Here is a 20,793-nt window from a genome sequence, read left to right on the forward strand (position 1 = left end):
AGCCCTGCCCGGCCGCCCAATTGCATCTCCGCAGCCCTGTCGCCTCCATACCAGTGCCGGAGGCGCTCAGGCGTCGACCTGCAGCAGCCCGAGAACCCGCATCACGGCAGACGGAATAGGGCCTATGACGGGCACCTCGAACAGAGGTTGCAGCTGCTCGGCGGCCTGTCCGAGCGGGCCGCCGCCGATGATGACGGCCTCTGCCTCATCTATGTCGACGGAGGCGCGCACTGCGTGCCAAAGCGAGGTGCGCAGCCGCTCCTCGTCTCCGGCAACGGTGAGCGGATCGCCGGGCGTGCAGCGGATGCCGGAGTAGAGATGCGACAGCCCCAGATGGCGTGCCCGCTCTGCGATCGCATCGGCGAGGTCGGGCGTCGTGGTTGCGACGCCGAACCGCCGTCCGTTCAGCGAAGCCTCGAGCATGGAAGCTTCGCAGAGGCCGACGACGGGAATAGCGACATGCTCCCGAAGCATGGCGAGGCCGGGATCGCCAAAGGCACTGACGATGATTCCGAGGCAGCCCGCCTCGTGATTGGCGCCGATTTCCACCACCTCTTCGGCGGCGGCCGCCAGTTCCTCCGGCTTCAGGATCATCCGGGGACTGCGCCTGGCCGTGGCGCTTGCCACGGCCAGGCGTCCATTCGCAGCCTTGCGCGCGATGGAGACCATCATCTCGCTCGTCGCCTGCGAGCTGTTCGGGTTGATCAGCAGGAGATGGGAGCTCACGTTCTGAGCTCCAGGCCGACTGACCCCTGTTGCTGCGCTGTCCTGGGCTGATCGGCCTCCGCCGGTTGCGAGAGATCCTCCATCGACCGGCCGTAGGTTTCCGGGCCGAGCTGAATGCAGAATGCGAAGACCGCATACATTCCCGCAGCGAGCCCGAAGACGCCGATCATTCCGTAGCTGTCGAACAGCATGCCGGAAATGGTGGGGACGAACGAGCCGGCAGCCGATCCCGTCGCCAGAATGAGGGCCACCCCGAAGGCGCGGATTCTCGTCGGGAAGAGTTCCGGCGCATAGATCCAGATCGACGTGTTGAGCAGCAGGACAAAGAACTGGAAGATCGCTCCGAACAGGAGAACGAGGTAGATATTGGCGCCGAGAGTGACGATCGACACCGCCGCGAGGCAGGCAAGCGCCGCGCCCACGGTAAGCACCTTCTTGCGCGGCAGATAATAGCCGAACAACGAAGCGGCGATCGCACCGAGCACGCTGCCGCTCTGGATGATCATGCTGTAGAGCAGGCTGCCGGAGAGCGTATAACCCATCGATACGAAGATGACGGGCATCAGCGTCAGGACCGACAATTGCGCCCCATAGCTCATGAGAATGGCGATTGCTACCGGGATGGTCCGCCCGATGAAGGGTGCGCGGAAAAGTTCCCGCCAGTCGCTCTTCTCGGGCGCCTCGTCCGCCATATGGTCTGTCGTCAGATATTCGTGCACCACGAGATTGCGCGGTTTCAAAGAGCCCGAGGCCAGAATGGAGAGCACCTTGTTCGCCTCGCCGATCCTGTTCTTCGAGGCTAGGAACCGCGGCGTCTCGGGTACGTAGCGGCGATAGAAGACGACCAGAAGCGCCGGAAGCGCCAGCGACGCAAAAAGCCAGCGCCAGCTGTTCTCTCCGGGGAAAAGCGTGAAGATCAGCAGACCGAAGGCCGGCGCCAGGAAATTGCCGAAGCCGCCGGCGCCGACATTCACAAGACCCGCCGCGGTGCCGCGAAACTTCGGCGAGCAGAATTCCGAAAGCATGGTCACCGCGGTCGAAATTTCACCGCCGACGCCGAAGCCGACGATCGCGCGGGCAAAACAAAGCATGGTGAAGTTCGGCGCGATCGCGCAGGCCGCCGAGCCGATCGTGAAGAGCAGGAGATTGATCGTCAGCATGACCCGCCGGCCGTAGCGGTCGCCGAGAATGCCCGACAGCAATCGTCCGATCGCAGCGCTGCCGAAGGTGATCGTGTTGAGAAATCCGATATCCGTGCCGGTGAGACCCCAGTGCTCCTTCAGAAGAGGACCGGCGACGCCGATCGTGTTCTGTTCGAAACTGTCGAAAAGACAGCCGATCAGAACGAGAGCGAGGATCTGCTTATGCGCTCCCGTGACACCGATTTTGGTGAAAGCTGATTCCAGTTGTCGAATGACCGGCGAGCTCCTGCCGGTCGGCACCATATTTTCCGCTGCCATTGTTGTTCCCCTTGTGGTTGAACGAGCGTGAAAACCTAGTTTCTTAATGATACACCAAGAAACTACAGTTTCATAGCCCCGAATCCCACAGGGGCGACGGAGAGGGATTCCTGCCCCTCCCGGCAGGGCTCGACGTGTCGCCATTGACGGGCTCGACCCGCCGTCATCCTGGCCTTGGGCTTGACCCGAGGATCCACACGCGAGGCGTCCGGCGGGGCTCAATCGATGGCGAGGCCCGCACAGACCATCGCGGCCTGCCTTGCGCCCGCCCTCACAACTCCTCGAGCGCGTCGTTCAGCGCCTCGATGCCGCGCAGACGGTTCCGGCCGGCAGCGCCTGCGGTCTCGATGCAGCGTGTGGTCAGGAGATGGCAGAGCGCCATCACCGACACGTGGTTGAAAAGCGGCCCGGGCGCCAGCGTCTGGCACCGGAAATGCCAAGTCGCATGGCTCAGGAGCGGCGCACCCTCGTCGGTGATGTAGAGCAGCTTGGCCTGGGTTCTTCCAACCTGCGCCATGAGCTGCTCCATCAGAGCGACGCGGCGGCGCAGGCCGAAGAGAATGACGACATCGTCGCGCCCGATGCTGACCAGATGCTCGCCGAGCGTCTGTCCGCCTCCGGGAATAGCGGCAATGTTCTCGATCACCTGCGTGAGTTGCCATTGCAGATAGGTCGCAAAGGAATGGCTGGCGCGAAAACCGATGACCCACACCTTACGGGCCTCCAGGATGGCCTTGGCAGCCGCGTCGATCTGTGCCTCGCCGATTGCGAGAAACGTCGATTCCAGATTGGCGATGCCCTGGGCGACATGAGCGGCAACCGATTGCTGACCATCGGCATCCGTCGCCGTCGCCAGGAAGAGACGCGATCCGGTCTGCTTGTCCGCGCGCGCGTGGCGTCGCGCCTCCTCGTAGTTTTCATAGCCGAGGCGCTGGACGAAGCGCGACACGGTGGCTTTCGACACATGGGCCAAAGCCGCAAGCTCCTGCGCCGAATAGCTCGCTATCTCCCCCGGAAAATCACAGACGAAATCGGCAAGCCGCCGCTCGGCGGGATGCAGCTTCGGCAGAATCTCGCGGACGCGAGCGAGGAAGGATCGTTCTTTGGCGGCCATCGGCACTCTCATGAAACTGTCGTTTCACGGGACTGTCCGATTTTCGTCCAGCCTTGGCAATAGGCGCAACGACCCGCTCCCGCGGTCATCTGTCCTCTCGGAGCGTATCCTTCTGCGTGATCAGCCGGGCGCTGTGTTGGCCGCTCAGATAGGTCCACAACCAACTCCAGGCCACAGCAAAGCGGCTGCGAGTGCCGATCAGGAAGTAGATGTGGGCGATGCCCCAGATCCACCAGGCGAGTGATCCCTTGAGTTTGATCCGGCCGAAATCGACGATGGCTGCGCGTTTGCCGATGGTGGCCAGGCTTCCCTGATGCCGATAGCGGAACGGCCCCGGCGACGGCGATCCCGTAAGCCGCCCACGGATGACCTGAGCGACATAGGCGCCCTGCTGCTTGGCGGCAGGCGCGATGCCGGGCACCGGCTTTCCGTCCTCCTGGGTGACGGATGCGGTATCGCCGATGACGAAGATGTCCGGGTGATCAGGTGCGGTCAGATCCGATCCGACCTTTACGCGGCCGGCCCGATCCGCTTCGACGCCGACCCACCTGGCGGCCGGTGAGGCCTGGACCCCGGCCGCCCAGACGAGCGTCCTGCTCGGCACGAAGTCCTCACCTATCATGACCCCCTCCTCAGTGCAGTTGGTCACGGGCGTGCCCGTCAGCACTTCGACACCCAGCTTCTCCAGTTCGCGTGAAGCGTAAGCGGAAAGCTCCTCGCCGAAGGCGGGAAGAATGCGTGGGCCGGCTTCGACCAGCACCACCCGGGCGGAGCGTGTGTCGATCCTGCGGAACTCGCCGGGCAGCGTTCTATAGGCCATTTCGGCGATGATGCCCGCAAGCTCGACCCCGGTCGGCCCTGCGCCGATGATCGTGAAGGTCAGCAGCGCATCGCGCCTGGCGGGGTCCTCCTCCACCTCCGCCTGCTCGAAGGCGATGAGCACGCGGCGGCGAATTGTCGTCGCATCCTCCAGCGTCTTGAGCCCGGGCGCTACCGCCGCCCATTCGTCGTGGCCGAAATAGGCATGCGTCGCGCCGGTGGCCAGCACCAGAGTGTCGTAGGGGATCGACTGGCCATGCGCGAGCATCACCGCTCTCGAAGCCGGATCGATGCCCACGACCTCGCCGAGCAGCGTCGTCACCTCCTGCCGGTCGCGGTAGAGTCGTCGGATCGGCCACGCGATTTCCGATGTTGCGAGCACCGTGGTCGCCACCTGGTAAAGCAGCGGCTGGAACAGGTGATGATTGCGCCGGTCGATCAGCGTGACCTTGACCGGCGCACCCTTCAGGTCGTTGACGAGTTGCAGCCCGCCGAAGCCCCCGCCGACCACGACGACATGATGTCTTTCCTGCATGGTCTTCCGTCCCGTTTGTCATTTCACACTGTTAGACGCGCCGCCGCGGCGCAAGCCTTCGCCCGGCATGGCTGCATTGCATCCCCGCCGGGTCTTCACGGATGTTTTCGGCGCCCTATTCCGCGTAGCCGACGGGCACTGCGGTGCCACTTTTGAGAACTTCCATCGAAATCGAGGCGGAAACGTCGAAAAGTTCCACCTTGCGGACGATCTGTTTGTAAACGACGTCGTAATGCTCGACTCGCGGCAGGACCACCTTGACGATGTAATCGTAACTGCCCGTCAACCGGTGCGCCTCGACGATCTCCGGAATGTCGCTGATCGCCCGCCGAAACTTTTCGATCCAGTCGTCGGAGTGTTGCGCGGTTTTGATCAGCGCGAAAACCGTGGTCGGCACGCCCATCTTTTCCCGGTCGAGTACGACGATGCGCCGGGTTACATATCCGGCCTCCTCCAGCCGTTGAATGCGTCGCGAGCAGGCGGAAAGCGAAAGGTTCACCCGCTCGGCAAGGTCGCCCATCGCTACGCTCGCATCCTGCTGCAGAAGCATGAGGAGCTTCCGGTCTCTCTCGTCAAGCACGCTCCGACTCCCTTGCCCTTGCCACAGGGTGCGCCGAGATTCCGCGGAAAATTCGGATTCGACGCAAGCAGTTGCCAAATATCTGCGCAGGCGCTGATCAAAGCAAATACATGCAAACGGACCCGCACGATAATCTAGCAATGGAACGGGGAACGTGGCGAAGCGTTCCCGCCGATCCTCAGCACAACGGCCGGAACGAGATGATGGAAATGCGCAAAATCGGAAAACTGCGTTGAAGTGCGCAGTTGCAAAGGCTCAGATCGTTTCACTGCTTCATCGATCCGCCGAAGCGATCTGGCGGCATTGATATAGCAGCCCCGCCGCAGCACCGGGTGCAACGCCGATTGTAGTGCCGAGCGCGACATCGTCGAGCGCAGATCCCACGGCCGCGCCGAAACCGGGGCCGATTGCGGTTCCAACTGCCACGAGCTTCCGATGCCGCAGCCCTGTGGAAACAATCCGTCTATGGCGCGTTGTCGTACTCCTCCCGCGCCCGGCGGATGGCGTCGTGGTTCTCGAGCGACCAATCGACGAAGATCCTTAGGACCGCAAGAAACGAGCGGCCGAGATCCGTAAGGCTGTATTCCACGCTCGGAGGCTGCGTCGGGTAGACGGTGCGGCTCAGATAGCCGTCACGCTGCAGATCGCGCAGCGTCTGCGTCAGCATCCGCTGCGAAATGTCGGGGATGAGCCGCCTGAGCTGCGAGAACCGTAACGGACCGTCGGCGAGCGAAAGGATCATCAGCGAATTCCACTTGCCGCCGATATTGTCCATCACATCGCGCACCGGACAATTATCGATATCGAAGGCCACGCCGCAGACGACGGCCACCCGTTTGCCTTTCAACGCGCCCGTCGCCCTGTTCATGGCGGTACCCTTTCCGTAACCACAGCAGAAAAAACTGCCTCCTTTACAGCTCTTAGCATATCACGGGATAAGAGCAACTCTCAAAAAGAGACCAGCATTCGGAACGAGCTCATGTCGATCGGACATGCCGCGCAACGGGCTGGAGTGGAAACGGAAGGAAAATCATGTCTGAAAAACTGCTCGTAACCGGCGCCGCCGGCCAGTTCGGCAAACTCGTGCTCGATGCGCTCCTGGCGTCCGGCAAGAGGAATCCGGATGATATCATCGCCGCCAGCCGGGACGTCGCCAAACTGGCGGACTACGCAGCCAAGGGCGTCGAAGCGCGTGCCGCCGACTTCGACGATCCGGCCTCCCTTGAGCGGGCCTTCGCCGGCGCCGACCGCATTCTCATCATTTCAACGGATGTCCTCAACGAACCGGGCAAGCGCTTGAAGCAGCACCTTGCCGCCGTCGAGGCGGCCAGAAAGGCGGGGGTGAAGCACATCCTTTACACGTCGATGCCGCAGCCGGAAACTTCCGTTATCCCATTTGCATCCGACCATCTCGGCACTGAAGAAGCCATCAAGGCGACGGGCATTCCCTACACGATCCTGCGCAACGCCTGGTACATGGAGAATCTCCTCCTGTCGCTCCCGCACGCACTCGCGACAGGGCAATGGTTCTCCTCTGCCGGCGAAGGCCGTATTTCCCACATCGGTCGCCGCGACCTTGCCGCGGCCGCCGCTTCCGCTCTCCAGTCAGACTCGACCGAGAGCCGCACCTACACCCTCACCGGAACGCAGGCTCTCACAACCGACGAGATCGCCGCCCTTGCAGCCAAAGCCACCGGCAAGAAGCTCGAGGTGGTCCATGTCTCCGATGAAGCGCTGGCCGGCGGCCTCAGGAATGCGGGCCTGCCGGATTTCTTCGTCCCGATCCTTGTCTCCTTCGACGCCAATACCCGCAAAGGACATTTCGACATCGTCACCGGCGACACCGCCAGCCTCACCGGCAGGAACCCCGTCGATCTCGCCTCCTTCCTGGAGGCGAATAAACCAGCACTCGCCCATTAGTTAGACTGGGCATGCCACGGTAGCCCCGGCAAATGGCCGGGGCCCCTTTCCGGAGCGGCCATAAACAGGGCCGCCTGACGCCTTTCCGATTGGCGGTAAAGCCTGAAGCGGTCGCCTTCAGCGCGCGGCGGTCTCGCCCGAACCCTCCGGCGCCGGCGCGGCTGCCGCACGGCGAGCCACTTTGCCCTCCTCGGCCTTGTAGAAATACTGGCTCGCCACCAACCACCCTTTCAGCGGCCTTAACGGCGGGATGCACGTCAGAAGCATGAACGGTCCAGTGACCAGCAGATGAACCCAAAGGGGGGCGTTGTATTGCACCTCGAGCCACACGCCGAGAAGCACGCTCGGCACGCAGGCAAAGCATATGACGAAGAAAGCAGGGCCGTCCGCGGGATCGGCGAAGGAATAGTCCAGGCCGCAGACTTCGCACTCTCGCCTGAGCTTCAGGAAGCCATCGAACAAATGCCCCTGGCCGCAGCGGGGGCACCGACCGCGCAATCCCGTATGCAGCGGCGACAGGGGCGGCCACTCATGGTCCGGCATCGTTCTTCCTTTCGATTTTCTGCGTGCCCCGAAAACCCGCAACCCACTGAGACGTTCCCGTCGGCCGGGCGGCATCCATCAACACCGGAGGATATTGACATACAAAACATACGCAAGCAATGAATTGTATGCATGACGAGGCGCGGCAATTCCACGCAGCACCCCGGATCGGAGTGCCGGACGTTCAAACGACGAGATTTTGCGCCGCCGGCGATTGCAGCAGGAGGCCCGCGATGACATCCAGGCTGTGCCGCAACTGGTCGCGCGTCGGGGCGGCACCGAGACCGAGCCGCACGGCTTCGGGCGGATCGGAAATCGAAAAAGCATCGCTGGCGACGACGCCGATCCCGGCCGTTCGCAATTGCGCCGTGAACTCGCCGCGGTTCCAGCCGGAAGGAAGCTTCAGCCAGAGATGAAAGCCCTCGCGATCAGTGAGAAGATCGGCGCCCGCAAGCCGTTCGATCGCGATCTGCTGGCGCGCGCCGGCTTCAGCGCGGATCGCTGCCAAGACCGCTTGCGCCGTTCCGTCCTCCAGCCAGCGCGTAGCGATCGCAGCCGAGAGCGGGGACGTCATGCCGGCTGTCGCCCGGATCGCCCCCTCGAGACGGACGGCCGCCGATCGATCCGGCGCGACCAGATAGGCGATGCGGAGCGCCGGAGACAGACACTTCGCGAGTCCTGCGACATGATAGACGAGGTCCGGCGCGAGGGCGGCCAGCGGCGGAGCCGGGTTTGCCGGCAACGCGCCGTAGGCGTCATCCTCTATGATGGCGACGCCATGGCGGCGTGCGATTGCCACGATCGCCTCGCGGCGCTCGGGCGGAAGTGTCGCCGTCGTTGGGTTGTGAAGCGTCGGATTGCAATAGAGCGCCCTCGGCCTGTACCGGACGCAGGCAGCCTCGAAGGCTTCGGGCAGTATTCCGCTGCGGTCGATCCCGACGCTCACGAGGCCGATCCCCAGAAAGGCGGCCAGAGAGCGCAACCCGGGATAGGCAAGCGCCTCGGCGCAGATGTTGTCGCCCCTCGTCGCCAGGGTCCCGACGCTCGCAAGCAGCGCCCCTTGCGCCCCCGTGCAGACGACCAGCCGATCGGCCGGGACATCGCCGAGCCGCGGTTTGAGCCATGCCGCCCCCGCGGCCCTGTCCCGCTCCGTGCCGCCGACGGGCTGGTAGCGCATCAGCAGCTCGGGGTCCCGCTGATCAAGGGTCGCGACCTCCATCCACATTCGCGCCGTGAGCGCCGGGTCGTCGAAGAGCGGCGGCAGGTTCATGCTCATGTCGACAAGACCGCCGGCGGTGGGACGTCCCGCACTCCTGCGCCGAGCCTTGACATAGGTACCCTGCCCGACGCGCCCTTCGACCATGCCGCGCCGCCGCGCTTCGTTATAGGCTCGACTGACGGTGGTGAAGTCGATGCCGAGCGTGGCCGCAAGCGCCCGCTGCGGCGGCAGGCGCATGCCGTCGTTCAGCCGACCTGCCGCGATGTCGGCAGCGATCTCATCGGCAATCGCGAGATAGAGGGGCCCCCTCGCCCTGCCGAGCGTCGGTACCCAGGACACTTGCACGCGATCCTCGTCCATCAAAGCCTCTTCAGTCTTGTAATGTATGGATATTGCATGGAGAATGCTCGGGGCGCAAGGGGTGACCGGCAGGGGGGAGAAAGGCGGGTACCTGGCATTCGGCCGGGAAGATCAGGATGCGATGGGATAGCGCCCCCTGCCGGCATATATCCAAGGGCATATGGCGCAAGCTCTATGAAAGGGATAGTCTCGGCGCATATTTGAAGCTTAGAAATCAGGCATTCAATCAAAGTTAAGAAGCGATCGCGCGCCGCTTGGCGCCCCTGCCATTGATAATCCTGGCCTCGGCCCCTCTTTGACCGACGTGGGCGGACACATGCAAACGCGAAGCGTTATCGAGATTGTCGGCTCTGGCGGCGACTTGCCTGCTGACCTCATCGTCGCCGGTTACTGGGCAAGCCAGACCGGTCTCGTCGTCTTCATTCTCAATGATGTTGCTCCTCAAGCCATCGATTTGGTCCTGGACCCGATCGTGGCAACGCTGCCGTTGACGATCCCCGGCGTGCTTTATGTCGATATCGAAGACAGGCTGCGCGTGCGCGAGACGCTCCTGTTTGCCGAAGAGATATATGTCGCGACCAGAGTGTTTCGTCACCTGGCGTCTCGCTGGGGTAAAGCTCCGGCCGCAATCGCCTCCGTCGACACGGCCATTCCGAGGCTGGACGGCCGGGCACTGGTCGAAGGGGATGCCGGCACAAGCAACGTTGCAGAGTCGTATGCTGCTGAAGCGCCTGTCCCCATCGGCAACCGCCCTGGCTGGCGTGCGACTGACGCGACCATCAGGTCGCTCAGGCGGAAGGCAATCTTGATGCCGTCGGCGTCTTCGCCGGCATCCTGATCCTCGCGATCTTTGTCCGCGTTTCGGAGAAATGCGGGAATTCCCTAGTCGAGCTCGAACTGCTCTTTGTAGTCCTGCCGAAGCGTCGGTGGCTGATCCTCTTTCCGTAGAAAGCAGTTGCCAACCACGAGGCATTCGATCTCGGTGCCCATGAAGCAACGGTATGCATCCTCGGGCGTGCAGACGATCGGTTCGCCGCGGACGTTGAAGCTGGTATTGACCAGAACGGGGCAGCCGGTTCGCTGCTTAAACGCGCTCAGCAGCTCCCAGTAACGGGGATTGGTGTCCCGATGGACCGTTTGCACCCGGGCGGAATAATCCACATGCGTGACCGCAGGAATCTCCGATCGCGGAACGTTCAGCCGGTCTATGCCGAACAACTCCGCCTCGGCGGAACCGGGAGGCAGTCTGTGCCTGTCGAGCACATCGCCGACGAGCAGCATGTAGGGACTGTCGGCGTCGAGATCGAACCATTCCGCGACGTCCTCGCGCCTGACGGAGGGGGCAAAGGGGCGGAAGCTCTCGCGGTATTTGACCTTGAGGTTCAACGTCTTTTGCATTGTCGGCGAGCGCGGGTCGCCTAGTATCGATCGTGCCCCCAGAGCCCGCGGTCCGAACTCCATGCGCCCCTGCATCCATCCGACCGCCTTCTCCTCCACCAGCGCGGCGACTGTACGCGCGATCAGCATCTCGTCGGGCATGACCTGGTACACAGCACCGCTGGCGGTCAGCCGCTTCTCGATTTCCTGCTGGTCGAAAGCCGGGCCGAGATAGGCGCCTTCCATGCGGTCTCGTCCGTCGATGGATCGGCCGTTTCCCAGGTAGCCGTGCCAAGCCGCCAGCGCCGCACCCACGGCGCCACCAGCATCACCTGCGGCCGGCTGAATCCAGATGTCGTCGAAGATCCGCTGCCTGAGGAGTTTGCCATTTGCGACGCAATTCAATGCGACCCCGCCCGCAAGGCAAAGGTATCGTTCCCCAGTCTCCTGACGTGCATGACGGGCGAGTTTCAGGACGATCTCTTCGGTAACCGCCTGTATCGAAGCGGCTAGATCCATCTCACGCTGAGTCAGCGGCGATTCCGGTTTGCGAGGTTCGGCGCCGAAAAGCCTGTGAAAGGCGGCAGAGGTCATGGTGAGACCGGCGCAATAATCGAAATAGCGCTGGTCGAGACGGAACGATCCGTCTTCTTTCACGTCGATCAGGTTGTCCAGTATTTTCTGTACGAATAGCGGGCGTCCGTAAGGGGCCAGGCCCATCACCTTGTATTCGCCGGAATTGACCTTGAAACCGGTATAGTAGGTAAAGGCGGAGTAAAGCAGCCCGAGGGAATGAGGGAAGCGAATCTCCTTCAATATCTCGAAGTCCTTGCCGCGACCATGTCCCAGCGATGTGGTGCACCATTCTCCGACACCGTCCATCGTCAACACTGCGGCGCTCGGAAAGGGCGACGGGAAGAAGGCGCTGGCGGCATGCGCCAGATGATGCTCCGTGAACAGAAGCGAGCCGGACCACTCTTTCGTCCCTGCAAGCTTGCCCAACTGCCTGCGCAACAACCTTTTCTGAAACAGTTTTTCTTTGATCCAGAGTGGCATCGCCATGCTGAAGGAACGAAAGCCGCGCGGAACCGACGCGAGATACGTCTCAAGCAACCGCTCGAACTTCAGGAACGGCTTGTCATAGAACACGACATGATCGACCTCCGCCATCTCGCACTCGGCAGCAGCCAGGCAATAGGCCAGGGCATTGGCCGGAAAGCCGGCGTCGTGCTTCTTGCGGGTGAAGCGCTCCTCCTGCGCTGCGGCAACGATGCGGCCATCCACGATCACCGCTGCCGCGCTGTCATGATAGAAGGCCGAGATGCCGAGAATGCGCATGGGCGGAGCGGCTCAGAACAAGGTGTAAATGAATGGCGCCACGGCCGTACCCTGCGTCAGCACGACCAACGCGCCAAAGACGCCAAGCACGATGAAGATCGGCAGGAGCCAGAACTTTTTTCGGACGTCCATGTAGGTCCAGAGCTCACGTATCAGTTCCATGCCATTCTCCTCCGCTCGCAAACCGAGCAATCGCTTTGGCCTGGGTCAAAATTGATTGCGCATCGTCGCCGGGTCAGGTTCGTTCGGCGCGCGCAATATCCAATAGGTGTCGGCGTTCCGATCCAAAGAGGCGGCGAGCGGTTTGTAGCCGCGCCACCTCAGCAACAGGCCGATTGGCACAAATGCCGTGCTGTAGATCAACAGCATCACCGCCGGGTTCACGACCCTGAACATGAACTGGCCGAGCCGCATCCAGAGCCGGTTCGGCACCGAAAGCCAGGCAGGACGAACGAGCGCCAGCAAAACGAGGAGCATGCCGGCCGCGGCAAGGCCGGCGGAGATCGACGTAAACGAATCCGTGACCAGCCACCTCACGAGCACGAAAGCGAGCAGAATTCCCCCAACGGTGTAGCCGAAGCTACGGTTCGACGGCCCCTCCAGGGCGTGATCCGGAAAGGATTCATGCGAATTGTTCATTGGGCACTTCCCAGACGGCGAGTGCTAATATCTATGCAAAATACGACTGGTTGCGAATTGCGTTCGGGTTACAATGAATAGAAGGCGTATAGAACAAGCGCCAATCTTTCGGGTCAATATACCATAGGATATAGGAGCGCCTGCCCCCTCGCGCCGCCCGAAAGCAGATAGCAGCATGACGCGCGCTGCATGCACACTTGCAGCCTTCCCTGATTTTGGTTGAGACTCGCGTGGAAAAAATCCGTATATTTTCGGCGCGAGAATATATGCACAATTTCTATTTCGAAGCCATTTAGCCGAGTTCAACCACCGGGATTAAGACTTTAATCGGCCAGGCCGTCACTGCGGAGCGCAGGATATGAGACTTTGAGCGACGCGTTCACGAAGGCCCCGATTTGCTCGATGGTTGCGAGAGAGGTAATGCATAATGACAAAGCGGCATCTCGGGCTTGCAGTATGCGCGCTTCCCGCCCTCTATCTGCTGCTGAGCCCCCTCTACGCGTTGCTCCATTATCACCAGTTCTCCGCGGAAACCCCACACTTCATCCGCTACGTGCTGGTCCCTGGCCTGCTTGCGGCAGCATTCATCGCGGTGGGCCTGTTTGCGAAACCGAACCTGTCCGTCCTTGCGGGTGTCTGTGGTTCGAGCATGTTGCTGGGCCTTTTCCTGTTCGAAGCGATGCATACGGTCTCGGCCGTGACCGTCCGTTTGGGAATGTTCGGCAAGCTCAGCGAAGCGCAGGCAGAGACGCTACGACGCAACGAGAACATGGTTCCCGGCTTCACGCTTCGATACCTGAACCGTCTTTCCGGCACCGATGAACTGGCCAAAGCGCTGCTGTCGGGCTTCCCCTCGGCGCAGGTGGTGCTGTGCACGTCCGGCGACGGCCTCGTCAGCTACACCGCGGACCGACACGGCTTCAACAATCCCGACCATGTCTATGATGACCAGTTGGATTTGATGCTTCTCGGAGACTCCTTCGTGGAGGGCTTTTGCCTGCCCCCCGGATACGATCTGGCGTCGCGGCTGAGGGCGGCCGGCATCAGTACCGCGAGCATAGGGATACGCGGAAACGGACCCCTGACCGAACTCGCTACACTCGGTCGCTTTGGCGCCGCTTTGCGCCCCCGCCGCGTGATGATGGTCTTCTTCGAAGGCAATGATTGGGAAAATCTAGAACGCGAACTTGCGGTGCCGTGGCTCCGCTCTGCGCTGTCTCCGGATGCGGATTTCGGTTTGCAGTCAACCGTGCAGGCATCAATGCACGAGACCCGAAACCTACTGGCGGAGCACAAGAACACCCCAGTGACAGGCGTGGACCTCCTGACGAGGACGGCCTTGTTGCGCAATTTCGTCGCCCTGCAACAAACCCTCACGCGGCTGGGGCTGGTTTATCCGAAGATTACGCCGGACAATCCGGAGTTCAGACGAATTTTGCACCGGGCAAAGGAACTTACCGAAAGTTGGGGCGGTTCCTTCACCCTGGTCTACGTGCCCAGGATAGACCGTTTCATGGGACCGTTCTCATCGGATCGGCCCTTCGACCCGCTGAGGATGAAGGTCCTCGATGCCGCCGCAGCGGAAGGGATTGAGGTCATCGATCTCAATGGAGCGATCCGGGCCCAAGCCGATCCCCTCCTCATGTATGCGCCCGATGCTCATTTCAGCCGCGCGGGGGCCGAGTTCGCGGCGAATGAAATCCGGCGTCACGTGGTCGCGGCGGCATCGGGCGCTCGGGAACTCGTAGAAAACGAGGAATAGATCGCAGAGGGCGCGCTGGGGCATGACGACGCCCACCGGGCGACGAGACTGCCGTCAGCGGTGGCCGAGCTGCAGTCTTTGGGCGAGATTGGCGAGTTCCACCCGGGTCGTGATGTCGAGCTTGCTGTAGACGCTGTGAAGATGGAGTTTCACGGTACCAGGAGAAATGCCGAGCCTTTCGGCTATTTCCCGGCTGCGCAGCCCGGAGGCGGCCAGACGCGAGATCTCCAGCTCGCGCGGCGTCAACTTCTGCAGGACGGCGCGGCGTTCCATGTCGCGTTCCCGGATCCGGCTGACCACGGCATTCAAGCTTCGACCCGCAACATAGGTGCGCCCCGCCAGCACTGCGCGGATGCAATCGATAAGGGCGCTCTCGGCCTGTTCCTCCAGGAGGACGCCGCTGACGCCGTTTCGCGTCGCTTCGGCAAGTTCTTCATCGTTCATCGAAGCTGCGAGGACGACGCAGGCCAAGTCCGGCCAATAGCGGCTGAAGTAATGAACGAGTTCCAAGTCATCCATTTCCGGCAGGTTCAGGTCGGCGACCACGAGATCGACGGGACCGGCGGAGACGACCTCGATCGCATCCGCAGCGGTTCGGCAGGATGCAATCAATTTCCACCCGGGCTCGGCATCAATCAGGCGGCACAGGTCGTCCAGTACCGTCGGGCGATCGGCGACCACGACGATACGAGGGCCGATGGAAGAACCGGGATGCTGATGGTCTTCCGTGTCCATTGCCCCACCTCGTAGATAAGGAGCCCCACCGCGGGACCTTTTAGAGCATTTGCACGATTCCGAACGACAAGCGCTTAACCGGGCCTGAACCGGCGATCGGCCTCGCTCGGCAGAAGGCCCTTGAACATCCCTGGCGCGAGAGTCACCGCACCATAGACGCTAAGGTGATCGTCGTCGGAATACAAGGGATGCCGTTCCTCTCGACGACGCAGACCGGGTTGCAGGGGAGCTCGCTTCCGGCCTCCTTAAGCCGCCTCGCCACAGGCGCGGCGGAAACGTCTCACCGTTTCGGCCATGCCGTGTTCGAGCGCATCGGCCGTCAGTCCGTGTCCGATCGAGACCTCGGCGAGTTCGGGAATGTATTTGACGAGCAACGGCAGGTTGGCGACTGTCAGGTCGTGGCCGGCATTGACAGCCAGGCCAAGGCCGATCGCGATCTCCGCAGTGCGGCCGAGTTCGGCCGCGAGCCGCTCCGCTTTCTCCAGATCGTCGTAACAACCGCCATAGGGTCCGGTATAAAGCTCTATACGGTCGGCGCCGGTCTCCTTCGCGATCTTCAGCGCATCCGGATCGGGAATGCCGTCTGCAAAGAGGGAGACGCGGAAACCCCTCTTCTTCAGCCGTCCGACGACATTGCCGAGCAGGTTATGGCTCTTGCGAAAGTCCCAGCCATGGTCGGAAGTCGCCTGCGCGGGATCGTCCGGCACCAGTGTCACCTGCTCCGGTTCGTGCCGCTCGACCAGCTCGAGGAACGGCTCGTTGGGAAAGCCTTCCATGTTGAATTCCGCAGCCGGAAACTCGTCGTCGATCAGGTCGCGGATCGGCTGGAGATCGGAAAAACGGATATGCCGCTGGTCCGGACGCGGGTGAACGGTCAGTCCGCTCGCACCCGCCTCCAAGGCGGTGCGGCCAAGGCCGGTCACGGATGGCCAGGGGAGATCACGCCGGTTGCGCAGCATGGCGATGGCGTTGAGATTTACGGAGAGCTTTGCAGGCATATCGGAACTTTCAGACGAGACGCCCCGGTTGCACAAGGGGCCGAATGATGGCTACGCCGCTGTTCTACCGCAGTTTTCAGGAAACAGGAATCGCTCATTCGCAGTTCCTGCGCCTCGCGCCTCTTTGACAGCGGCCAGACACGTTGATATCAACTTAATCGCCGAGCGCACCATATTGAACCGGAGGAGTGTGACATGACCATGCAGACGACGCCGATCGCCGCTAAGGAGCTGGCAGCGCGAAACCGCGCCCGCTTTCCAAACGAAAGTGCCGACTACCGCCAGACGCGTAATGCGCTTCTCGCCGAAGAAATCGAATTGAGGCGCCACATCGAGCGGGTGTCGGAGCTGCGCAGGCGATTGCCGCCGGGCGGCGAAGCGACCAAGGCCTACCGTTTCGAGAGTGAGAACGGACCCGTCACACTTGCCGATCTCTTCGGCGACAAGCACACCCTCATCATCTACAGCTACATGTTCGGACCGCAGCGCGAAAGACCCTGCCCCATGTGCACCTCCCTGATGGCCGCCTGGGAGGGCAAGGTGCCCGATATCGAGCAGCGCGTGGCACTCGCCATGGTCGCCCGTTCGCCGGTGGAGAGACTGCTCGCCGCAAAGAAGGCCCGCGGCTGGACGCAATTGAAGGTCTATTCCGATAGCGACGGCGCCTTCACCCGAGACTATGTCAGTGCCGACGATGAGGACGTTCCGGGCTACACGGTCTTCACCCGGAGAGACGGAACGATCCGGCATTTCTGGAGTGCGGAGATCAGCGGCGAGATGGCCGATCCGGGCCAGGACCCGCGCGGCGCACCCGATCCCGACCCGTTATGGACCCTGCTCGACACCACGCCCGAAGGCCGGGGTGCCGACTGGTACCCGAAACTCGAATATCCGAGCGGCGGATGATTCGGCCGTCTTGGAGCCCCCTGGCGAATTGACGCATCTTTGTTGCCGAGCCGGAAAAACGCTCGCTTTCTGGCGCGCGGCCTGACAACCACCATCTTTGGGCCTAAGTTCCGAATCAGGTTAAGGTTGCTTATGTTCTAAAACACTTTTCCGGCATTAAGCCGCATCTTTTCTTGGAGCCATCGATGACGCCAGCCGAAAGGCCATGCAACGAGACGATCCGGCGAGCGCTCGCCCGGATTCTCGACAGCAAGGGCTTTCAACGCTCCGAGCGGCTGCGCGCGTTTCTCGCCTATGTGGTGGAAAAGGAAATCATCGGTGAAGGCGCTCAGTTGAAGGGTTACTCGATCGCCATCGATGTTTTCGGACGCAGCCAGACCTTCGATGCCGACAGCGACCCGCTTGTACGGGTCCATGCCGGCAAGCTGCGCAAGCTGCTCAAGGCTTTTTACGAAACCGACGGCGCTCAAGAGGAATGGCGGATCGCCATTCCCAAGGGAACCTATGTGCCTGAGTATCGACGGCATCCATCCAATGTGCCTGCGCCTTCAGGTCAAAAGCCAGCGGACGTCCGCCCGCCGCGGCCCGGACGCAGGCCGCCGTGGCAGCCCGCCCCCTTCTCTTCTCCTTGGGCAGTGCTCACTGTGCTGCCGCTTCTCCTTTTCGCCCCTCTCCCGGCGTCGGAGATGTCGCTCGGCATCGATGCGGAGGCAAAACTCGTCAATGGTCCGATGGCCGCCGTCAGAGGGCTTCCCTCCGTCAGCATCGGGGTGACCGGCCCGCAGCACAAAAGCACCGGACGATTCGCCGCCCAGTTGCGCGAAGCTGCCCTTCGACATGGAACGCTTGCCCAAGCAAGCGTGTCTGACGGGAACCGCGCACCGGCCTCGGGCAATCAAGCGCTTGCGTTCTCCATCGCGCTCACCTGGCACGATGCGCCTGCGTCCGGCATCCGCGTCACCCTTTCCCACGACGGAGAAGGTATCCCGCTGCGCCAGGACTTCATCACCGCGGACCGGCTCGATAGCGAGGCCGACATGCTCTACGAAAGCACCTCGCTTGCGGCGCAGCTTTTCGCCCTCGATGGCGAGATCTATGCTCATGCCGCACTGGAAGGTCTGCAAAGCACATTGATGCAATGCATGACGGCGACCGCGCAATACCGCAAACTGCTGACGCGCGACAGCTTTCAGGAGGCGTGGAACTGCCAGCAGAAGCTAAAGCCCCTCAAGGGCGACGAGCCCTTCTTCATCCTCTCGGTCAGCCGCCAGCACAAGAACCACGGTCACTAGGGCAGGATGAGGAAAGTGCCCATCCTGCTGCCTCCCCAACGCCGAACGGGGGCGAGGGCCGCTGTGTTCCAAAGTCGGCGTGATCCGGTACAGATCCCTGTCGAAAGGACGCATAACGATGCTTCTGCCCCGCACTCCACGGGCCGTGATATTCGACATGGACGGGGTGATTTTCGACACGGAAGCACTCTACCGCAATGCCTTGCAGTCCGCCGCACGCAGCCTTGGCCACGAGATGCCCGTGTCTCTCTACCTGGAGACCATCGGCCTGTCCGGCGAGGCGACGCGCCGCCGCCTCGGCGACCATTTTGGTCCCCTCATCGATTTCAACCGTCTGTGGGCGCAGGCCGCCGAACTTTTCCGCTCGATGTCGGACACGGAGCTGCGGCTGAAGCCAGGAGTCGTGGAGCTATTGGACGTTCTGGACGAGCTGGGCATGCCGCGGGCGATCGCCACCTCCTCGCGCCGCGAAAGTGTGCAGCACCACCTGATGCTGCACGCTTTGCAGGAGCGCTTCAGCATTATTGTCGCATGTGGGGACTATAGAAGCGGGAAACCCGATCCCGATCCGTTCCTGATGGCCGCGATGCGTCTGGGGCTGGCCCCGGAACTCTGCCTCGCGCTGGAAGACTCCTATAACGGCGTTCGCTCCGCAGCCTCTGCAGGAATGATGACCATCATGGTGCCGGATCTCCTTGAGCCGACGGAAGACATTCGTGGGCTATGTACGCATGTGGTTCCCGATTTGCATGCAGTGGGCCGCCTTCTGCGCCCCGAAGGATGACGCACGCCTGCGCCGTGCGCATGGTACGGTGGCACGGCAGGCGGAGATTTCGCCGCGAGCCCGACATCACGGCCGACATCATCTGTTGCCATTGGTGATCGGTGATCAGTGGGCCCAAGAGTTGTCTTCATCCATTGGCGGCGGTAGTATTTGCCGGCCAGTTCGTAGGTTTTCTAGGCGGACTGCGTGTTTTGTTGAAAAACGGCTTCCGATGGAGCAGAAGAAGCTCTCCTCAGCCAGGGACATATTCGGAAGCATGATTTCATTCGACGCCACTTAATGGCGCCTCCTGCGATCTGTATTTGATACGGGCAGCATGCTTGGAGGAAGAAATGAAGATTTGCACGATCACTCTCGCTCTCGCAGGCTGCCTAGCCTTGTCCGGCTGCCAAACCGCCTCGATGTCGACGGGAGCGCGGACCGGTGAGTTCGGCTGCATAGCGGGCACCGTCGGCGGTGCGGTCGTCGGCGGCCTTGCTGGCGCGACCATCGGCTCGGGGACCGGCCAGCTCTGGGCCGTGGGCGGCGGTGCGGTACTCGGCAGCGCGGCGGGCAGCGCCCTGACCTGCACCTGATGCAAAGGAGCCGGTTGATGAAAAGGCCAGTCCTCGCGGCGGCGTTCGCGCTTTGCCAGGTGATTGCAGCGGCGGCACAGGATCAGCCGACAGCCATGAACCAGGGCCAGATGAATCGGCTCGACCGTGACGGGAACGGCGCAGTCGACCGGGCTGAATATCAAGCCTTCATGACGGCGGCCTTCGCGAATTTGGACAAGAACAGGGACGGAAGCCTGCGCTCGGAAGAGGTGGCGCAGGTTCTGAACGCGCAGCAGTTTGCCGTGACCGACGCCAATCGCGACGGGAAGCTCAGCCAGACCGAGTTCCTGAACAGGGTCATGGCCGACTTCAAGTCGGCCGACAGAAGCGGCGACGGCAGCCTGCAATAGGCACCACGCCGCTCGGCCCGATGATGTTCAGTCGCGATGCCGTTGCGGAGCAAGCGCCATGACCTGCGCATAGGCCATGGGCGACCGGCTGCCGGGCATGTTCTCGTCCAGCACCAGGGTCTTCACGTCGTCGGAGCGGACGTCCAGCGCAATGACGCGCTCGAGCTTGTCGATCTGCCAGACGGCATAGCCGAGTTCGGGAACATATCCGCAGTCGCATCCGCAATCCCCGCCGAGAATCTCGCGCGGCTCTTCCGGCAGATACATGATCTGCGGCTTCGGCAGCTTGTAGCAATGCCCCTCATAGGCATAGCCGTATATCACGCCGATGCTCTTGATATATCGGTCGCCGCCTTTTTCGAAATTCTTCGCCGGTATGTTGACGCTGACCGGAAGCTGATTGAATTTCAGCTCATCGTCGAATATGGCGAAGACGATCTGCTGTTTCAGGATGCCCGCGAGAACGTCGTTGTCGACCGTTCCGATCGCCGCCTCCTTCACTATTCTCACGAGCGTGTTCAGGTCATCGTCCCGAAGCGAAGTTTCGCGTAGCGACGACTTGATTCTCTGCAGGATCTGCTCGTCTGTGATCTTGAATATCTCTTCTCGCGTTGCCGGCCGCCCGTAGAGGCGTACTTCGCTCGGGTTGTACGTGTCGTAAACCGGTCCGGACAGGCCGTCCGGCTCTCTGCCCACTCCGGGATTGCTGCTGCAATTGCTCATCTTCCTCTCCTTTTCCG

22 protein-coding genes are annotated in these 20,793 nt (G+C 62.0%); 8 read left to right on the forward strand and 14 right to left on the reverse strand.

Translation table 11 applies throughout. The annotated features are described in order from the left end of the window. Window positions 1–66: 66 nt before the first annotated feature. From SINAR_RS0120855 to SINAR_RS0120880, 6 genes are all read right to left on the reverse strand, one after another. Window positions 67–726, reverse strand: coding sequence for an aspartate/glutamate racemase family protein (locus SINAR_RS0120855; RefSeq protein WP_028000864.1), 660 nt, complete (start codon window positions 724–726; stop codon window positions 67–69). Continuing rightward, a complete protein-coding gene (locus SINAR_RS0120860; protein WP_028000865.1) occupies window positions 723–2,186 on the reverse strand; it encodes an MFS transporter in 1,464 nt (487 codons plus the stop codon). Before SINAR_RS0120860 ends, SINAR_RS0120855 begins: the two co-directional genes overlap by 4 nt. A gap of 271 nt (window positions 2,187–2,457) precedes the next feature. After that, complete coding sequence (locus SINAR_RS0120865) at window positions 2,458–3,300, reverse strand: MurR/RpiR family transcriptional regulator (RefSeq protein WP_028000866.1); 843 nt, start codon at window positions 3,298–3,300, stop codon at window positions 2,458–2,460. Window positions 3,301–3,385: 85 nt separating this feature from the next. After that, window positions 3,386–4,654, reverse strand: a complete 1,269-nt coding sequence (locus SINAR_RS0120870; protein WP_028000867.1) for an NAD(P)/FAD-dependent oxidoreductase — start codon at window positions 4,652–4,654, stop codon at window positions 3,386–3,388. Window positions 4,655–4,769: 115 nt separating this feature from the next. Further along, on the reverse strand, window positions 4,770–5,234 hold the full coding sequence (locus tag SINAR_RS0120875) for an Lrp/AsnC family transcriptional regulator (RefSeq protein WP_028000868.1): 465 nt from the start codon (window positions 5,232–5,234) through the stop codon (window positions 4,770–4,772). 463 nt (window positions 5,235–5,697) lie between these two features. Continuing rightward, window positions 5,698–6,102: a winged helix-turn-helix transcriptional regulator gene (locus SINAR_RS0120880; RefSeq protein WP_028000869.1), complete on the reverse strand. Its 405-nt coding sequence runs from the start codon at window positions 6,100–6,102 to the stop codon at window positions 5,698–5,700. A 164-nt stretch (window positions 6,103–6,266) separates the two neighbouring features. On the opposite strand from SINAR_RS0120880, the gene SINAR_RS0120885 reads away from it, so the two are divergent. Further along, window positions 6,267–7,154 (forward strand): SDR family oxidoreductase, encoded by an 888-nt coding sequence (locus SINAR_RS0120885; RefSeq protein ID WP_028000870.1) that lies wholly within the window; start codon window positions 6,267–6,269, stop codon window positions 7,152–7,154. Between the two features lie 117 nt (window positions 7,155–7,271). Here the strand turns inward: SINAR_RS0120885 and SINAR_RS0120890 are convergent, their stop codons facing one another. Continuing rightward, entirely contained in the window at window positions 7,272–7,697 is a 426-nt protein-coding gene (locus SINAR_RS0120890; protein ID WP_028000871.1) for a DUF983 domain-containing protein, read from the reverse strand. Between the two features lie 184 nt (window positions 7,698–7,881). Continuing rightward, window positions 7,882–9,276: an aminotransferase-like domain-containing protein gene (locus SINAR_RS0120895; protein WP_028000872.1), complete on the reverse strand. Its 1,395-nt coding sequence runs from the start codon at window positions 9,274–9,276 to the stop codon at window positions 7,882–7,884. Window positions 9,277–9,592: 316 nt separating this feature from the next. Here SINAR_RS0120895 and SINAR_RS0120900 point away from each other — a divergent pair, with 316 nt between their 5' ends. Beyond that, a complete protein-coding gene (locus tag SINAR_RS0120900; protein ID WP_084617574.1) occupies window positions 9,593–10,114 on the forward strand; it encodes a hypothetical protein in 522 nt (173 codons plus the stop codon). A 44-nt stretch (window positions 10,115–10,158) separates the two neighbouring features. On the opposite strand, the gene SINAR_RS0120905 is transcribed toward SINAR_RS0120900, so the two are convergent. The 3 genes from SINAR_RS0120905 to SINAR_RS0120915 are packed head-to-tail and all read right to left on the reverse strand — an operon-like array spanning window position 10,159 to window position 12,630. After that, a complete protein-coding gene (locus tag SINAR_RS0120905) occupies window positions 10,159–11,991 on the reverse strand; it encodes a carbamoyltransferase family protein (RefSeq protein WP_028000874.1) in 1,833 nt (610 codons plus the stop codon). 12 nt (window positions 11,992–12,003) lie between these two features. Further along, window positions 12,004–12,153 carry a DUF5989 family protein gene (locus SINAR_RS1000000135645; protein ID WP_084617576.1) on the reverse strand — a complete coding sequence of 50 codons (150 nt, stop codon included), beginning with the start codon at window positions 12,151–12,153 and terminating at the stop codon, window positions 12,004–12,006. A 45-nt stretch (window positions 12,154–12,198) separates the two neighbouring features. Next, window positions 12,199–12,630 (reverse strand): hypothetical protein, encoded by a 432-nt coding sequence (locus tag SINAR_RS0120915; protein WP_028000875.1) that lies wholly within the window; start codon window positions 12,628–12,630, stop codon window positions 12,199–12,201. Between the two features lie 427 nt (window positions 12,631–13,057). Between SINAR_RS0120915 and SINAR_RS0120920 the strand changes: the two genes are divergently transcribed. Continuing rightward, window positions 13,058–14,392: a GDSL-type esterase/lipase family protein gene (locus SINAR_RS0120920; RefSeq protein ID WP_028000876.1), complete on the forward strand. Its 1,335-nt coding sequence runs from the start codon at window positions 13,058–13,060 to the stop codon at window positions 14,390–14,392. 54 nt (window positions 14,393–14,446) lie between these two features. Here SINAR_RS0120920 and SINAR_RS0120925 read toward each other — a convergent pair whose 3' ends face one another. Then, window positions 14,447–15,127 (reverse strand): LuxR C-terminal-related transcriptional regulator, encoded by a 681-nt coding sequence (locus SINAR_RS0120925; RefSeq protein ID WP_028000877.1) that lies wholly within the window; start codon window positions 15,125–15,127, stop codon window positions 14,447–14,449. A 245-nt stretch (window positions 15,128–15,372) separates the two neighbouring features. Further along, on the reverse strand, window positions 15,373–16,125 hold the full coding sequence (locus SINAR_RS0120935) for a pyridoxine 5'-phosphate synthase (protein WP_028000878.1): 753 nt from the start codon (window positions 16,123–16,125) through the stop codon (window positions 15,373–15,375). A 195-nt stretch (window positions 16,126–16,320) separates the two neighbouring features. Here SINAR_RS0120935 and SINAR_RS0120940 point away from each other — a divergent pair, with 195 nt between their 5' ends. The 5 genes from SINAR_RS0120940 (at window position 16,321) to SINAR_RS0120960 (ending at window position 20,053) form a co-directional block, all read left to right on the forward strand. After that, window positions 16,321–17,031 (forward strand): DUF899 family protein, encoded by a 711-nt coding sequence (locus tag SINAR_RS0120940; protein ID WP_028000879.1) that lies wholly within the window; start codon window positions 16,321–16,323, stop codon window positions 17,029–17,031. 185 nt (window positions 17,032–17,216) lie between these two features. Next, window positions 17,217–18,323 carry a hypothetical protein gene (locus SINAR_RS0120945; RefSeq protein ID WP_028000880.1) on the forward strand — a complete coding sequence of 369 codons (1,107 nt, stop codon included), beginning with the start codon at window positions 17,217–17,219 and terminating at the stop codon, window positions 18,321–18,323. Window positions 18,324–18,441: 118 nt separating this feature from the next. Next, window positions 18,442–19,107, forward strand: a complete 666-nt coding sequence (locus SINAR_RS0120950; RefSeq protein ID WP_028000881.1) for an HAD family hydrolase — start codon at window positions 18,442–18,444, stop codon at window positions 19,105–19,107. Window positions 19,108–19,439: 332 nt separating this feature from the next. Then, window positions 19,440–19,682 carry a glycine zipper 2TM domain-containing protein gene (locus SINAR_RS0120955; protein WP_028000882.1) on the forward strand — a complete coding sequence of 81 codons (243 nt, stop codon included), beginning with the start codon at window positions 19,440–19,442 and terminating at the stop codon, window positions 19,680–19,682. Between the two features lie 17 nt (window positions 19,683–19,699). After that, window positions 19,700–20,053 carry an EF-hand domain-containing protein gene (locus tag SINAR_RS0120960; RefSeq protein ID WP_028000883.1) on the forward strand — a complete coding sequence of 118 codons (354 nt, stop codon included), beginning with the start codon at window positions 19,700–19,702 and terminating at the stop codon, window positions 20,051–20,053. A gap of 27 nt (window positions 20,054–20,080) precedes the next feature. Here the strand turns inward: SINAR_RS0120960 and SINAR_RS0120965 are convergent, their stop codons facing one another. Beyond that, window positions 20,081–20,776, reverse strand: coding sequence for a hypothetical protein (locus SINAR_RS0120965; RefSeq protein ID WP_028000884.1), 696 nt, complete (start codon window positions 20,774–20,776; stop codon window positions 20,081–20,083). Window positions 20,777–20,793: the final 17 nt, after the last annotated feature.

Origin of the sequence: Sinorhizobium arboris LMG 14919, assembly GCF_000427465.1 — a bacterium.
Classification (GTDB): domain Bacteria; phylum Pseudomonadota; class Alphaproteobacteria; order Rhizobiales; family Rhizobiaceae; genus Sinorhizobium; species Sinorhizobium arboris.

Excerpts from the sequence above, each read along its gene's own strand:
- SINAR_RS0120860 (WP_028000865.1), bottom strand. The coding sequence starts at position 2,186 with ATGGCAGCGGAAAATATGGTGCCGACCGGCAGGAGCTCGCCGGTCATT.
- SINAR_RS0120865 (WP_028000866.1), bottom strand. The coding sequence starts at position 3,300 with ATGGCCGCCAAAGAACGATCCTTCCTCGCTCGCGTCCGCGAGATTCTG.
- SINAR_RS0120870 (WP_028000867.1), bottom strand. The coding sequence starts at position 4,654 with ATGCAGGAAAGACATCATGTCGTCGTGGTCGGCGGGGGCTTCGGCGGG.
- SINAR_RS0120880 (WP_028000869.1), bottom strand. The coding sequence starts at position 6,102 with ATGAACAGGGCGACGGGCGCGTTGAAAGGCAAACGGGTGGCCGTCGTC.
- SINAR_RS0120885 (WP_028000870.1), top strand. The coding sequence starts at position 6,267 with ATGTCTGAAAAACTGCTCGTAACCGGCGCCGCCGGCCAGTTCGGCAAA.
- SINAR_RS0120890 (WP_028000871.1), bottom strand. The coding sequence starts at position 7,697 with ATGCCGGACCATGAGTGGCCGCCCCTGTCGCCGCTGCATACGGGATTG.
- SINAR_RS0120895 (WP_028000872.1), bottom strand. The coding sequence starts at position 9,276 with ATGGACGAGGATCGCGTGCAAGTGTCCTGGGTACCGACGCTCGGCAGG.
- SINAR_RS0120900 (WP_084617574.1), top strand. The coding sequence starts at position 9,593 with ATGCAAACGCGAAGCGTTATCGAGATTGTCGGCTCTGGCGGCGACTTG.
- SINAR_RS0120905 (WP_028000874.1), bottom strand. The coding sequence starts at position 11,991 with ATGCGCATTCTCGGCATCTCGGCCTTCTATCATGACAGCGCGGCAGCG.
- SINAR_RS1000000135645 (WP_084617576.1), bottom strand. The coding sequence starts at position 12,153 with ATGGAACTGATACGTGAGCTCTGGACCTACATGGACGTCCGAAAAAAG.
- SINAR_RS0120915 (WP_028000875.1), bottom strand. The coding sequence starts at position 12,630 with ATGAACAATTCGCATGAATCCTTTCCGGATCACGCCCTGGAGGGGCCG.
- SINAR_RS0120920 (WP_028000876.1), top strand. The coding sequence starts at position 13,058 with ATGACAAAGCGGCATCTCGGGCTTGCAGTATGCGCGCTTCCCGCCCTC.
- SINAR_RS0120925 (WP_028000877.1), bottom strand. The coding sequence starts at position 15,127 with ATGGACACGGAAGACCATCAGCATCCCGGTTCTTCCATCGGCCCTCGT.
- SINAR_RS0120935 (WP_028000878.1), bottom strand. The coding sequence starts at position 16,125 with ATGCCTGCAAAGCTCTCCGTAAATCTCAACGCCATCGCCATGCTGCGC.
- SINAR_RS0120940 (WP_028000879.1), top strand. The coding sequence starts at position 16,321 with ATGACCATGCAGACGACGCCGATCGCCGCTAAGGAGCTGGCAGCGCGA.
- SINAR_RS0120945 (WP_028000880.1), top strand. The coding sequence starts at position 17,217 with ATGACGCCAGCCGAAAGGCCATGCAACGAGACGATCCGGCGAGCGCTC.
- SINAR_RS0120950 (WP_028000881.1), top strand. The coding sequence starts at position 18,442 with ATGCTTCTGCCCCGCACTCCACGGGCCGTGATATTCGACATGGACGGG.
- SINAR_RS0120955 (WP_028000882.1), top strand. The coding sequence starts at position 19,440 with ATGAAGATTTGCACGATCACTCTCGCTCTCGCAGGCTGCCTAGCCTTG.
- SINAR_RS0120960 (WP_028000883.1), top strand. The coding sequence starts at position 19,700 with ATGAAAAGGCCAGTCCTCGCGGCGGCGTTCGCGCTTTGCCAGGTGATT.
- SINAR_RS0120965 (WP_028000884.1), bottom strand. The coding sequence starts at position 20,776 with ATGAGCAATTGCAGCAGCAATCCCGGAGTGGGCAGAGAGCCGGACGGC.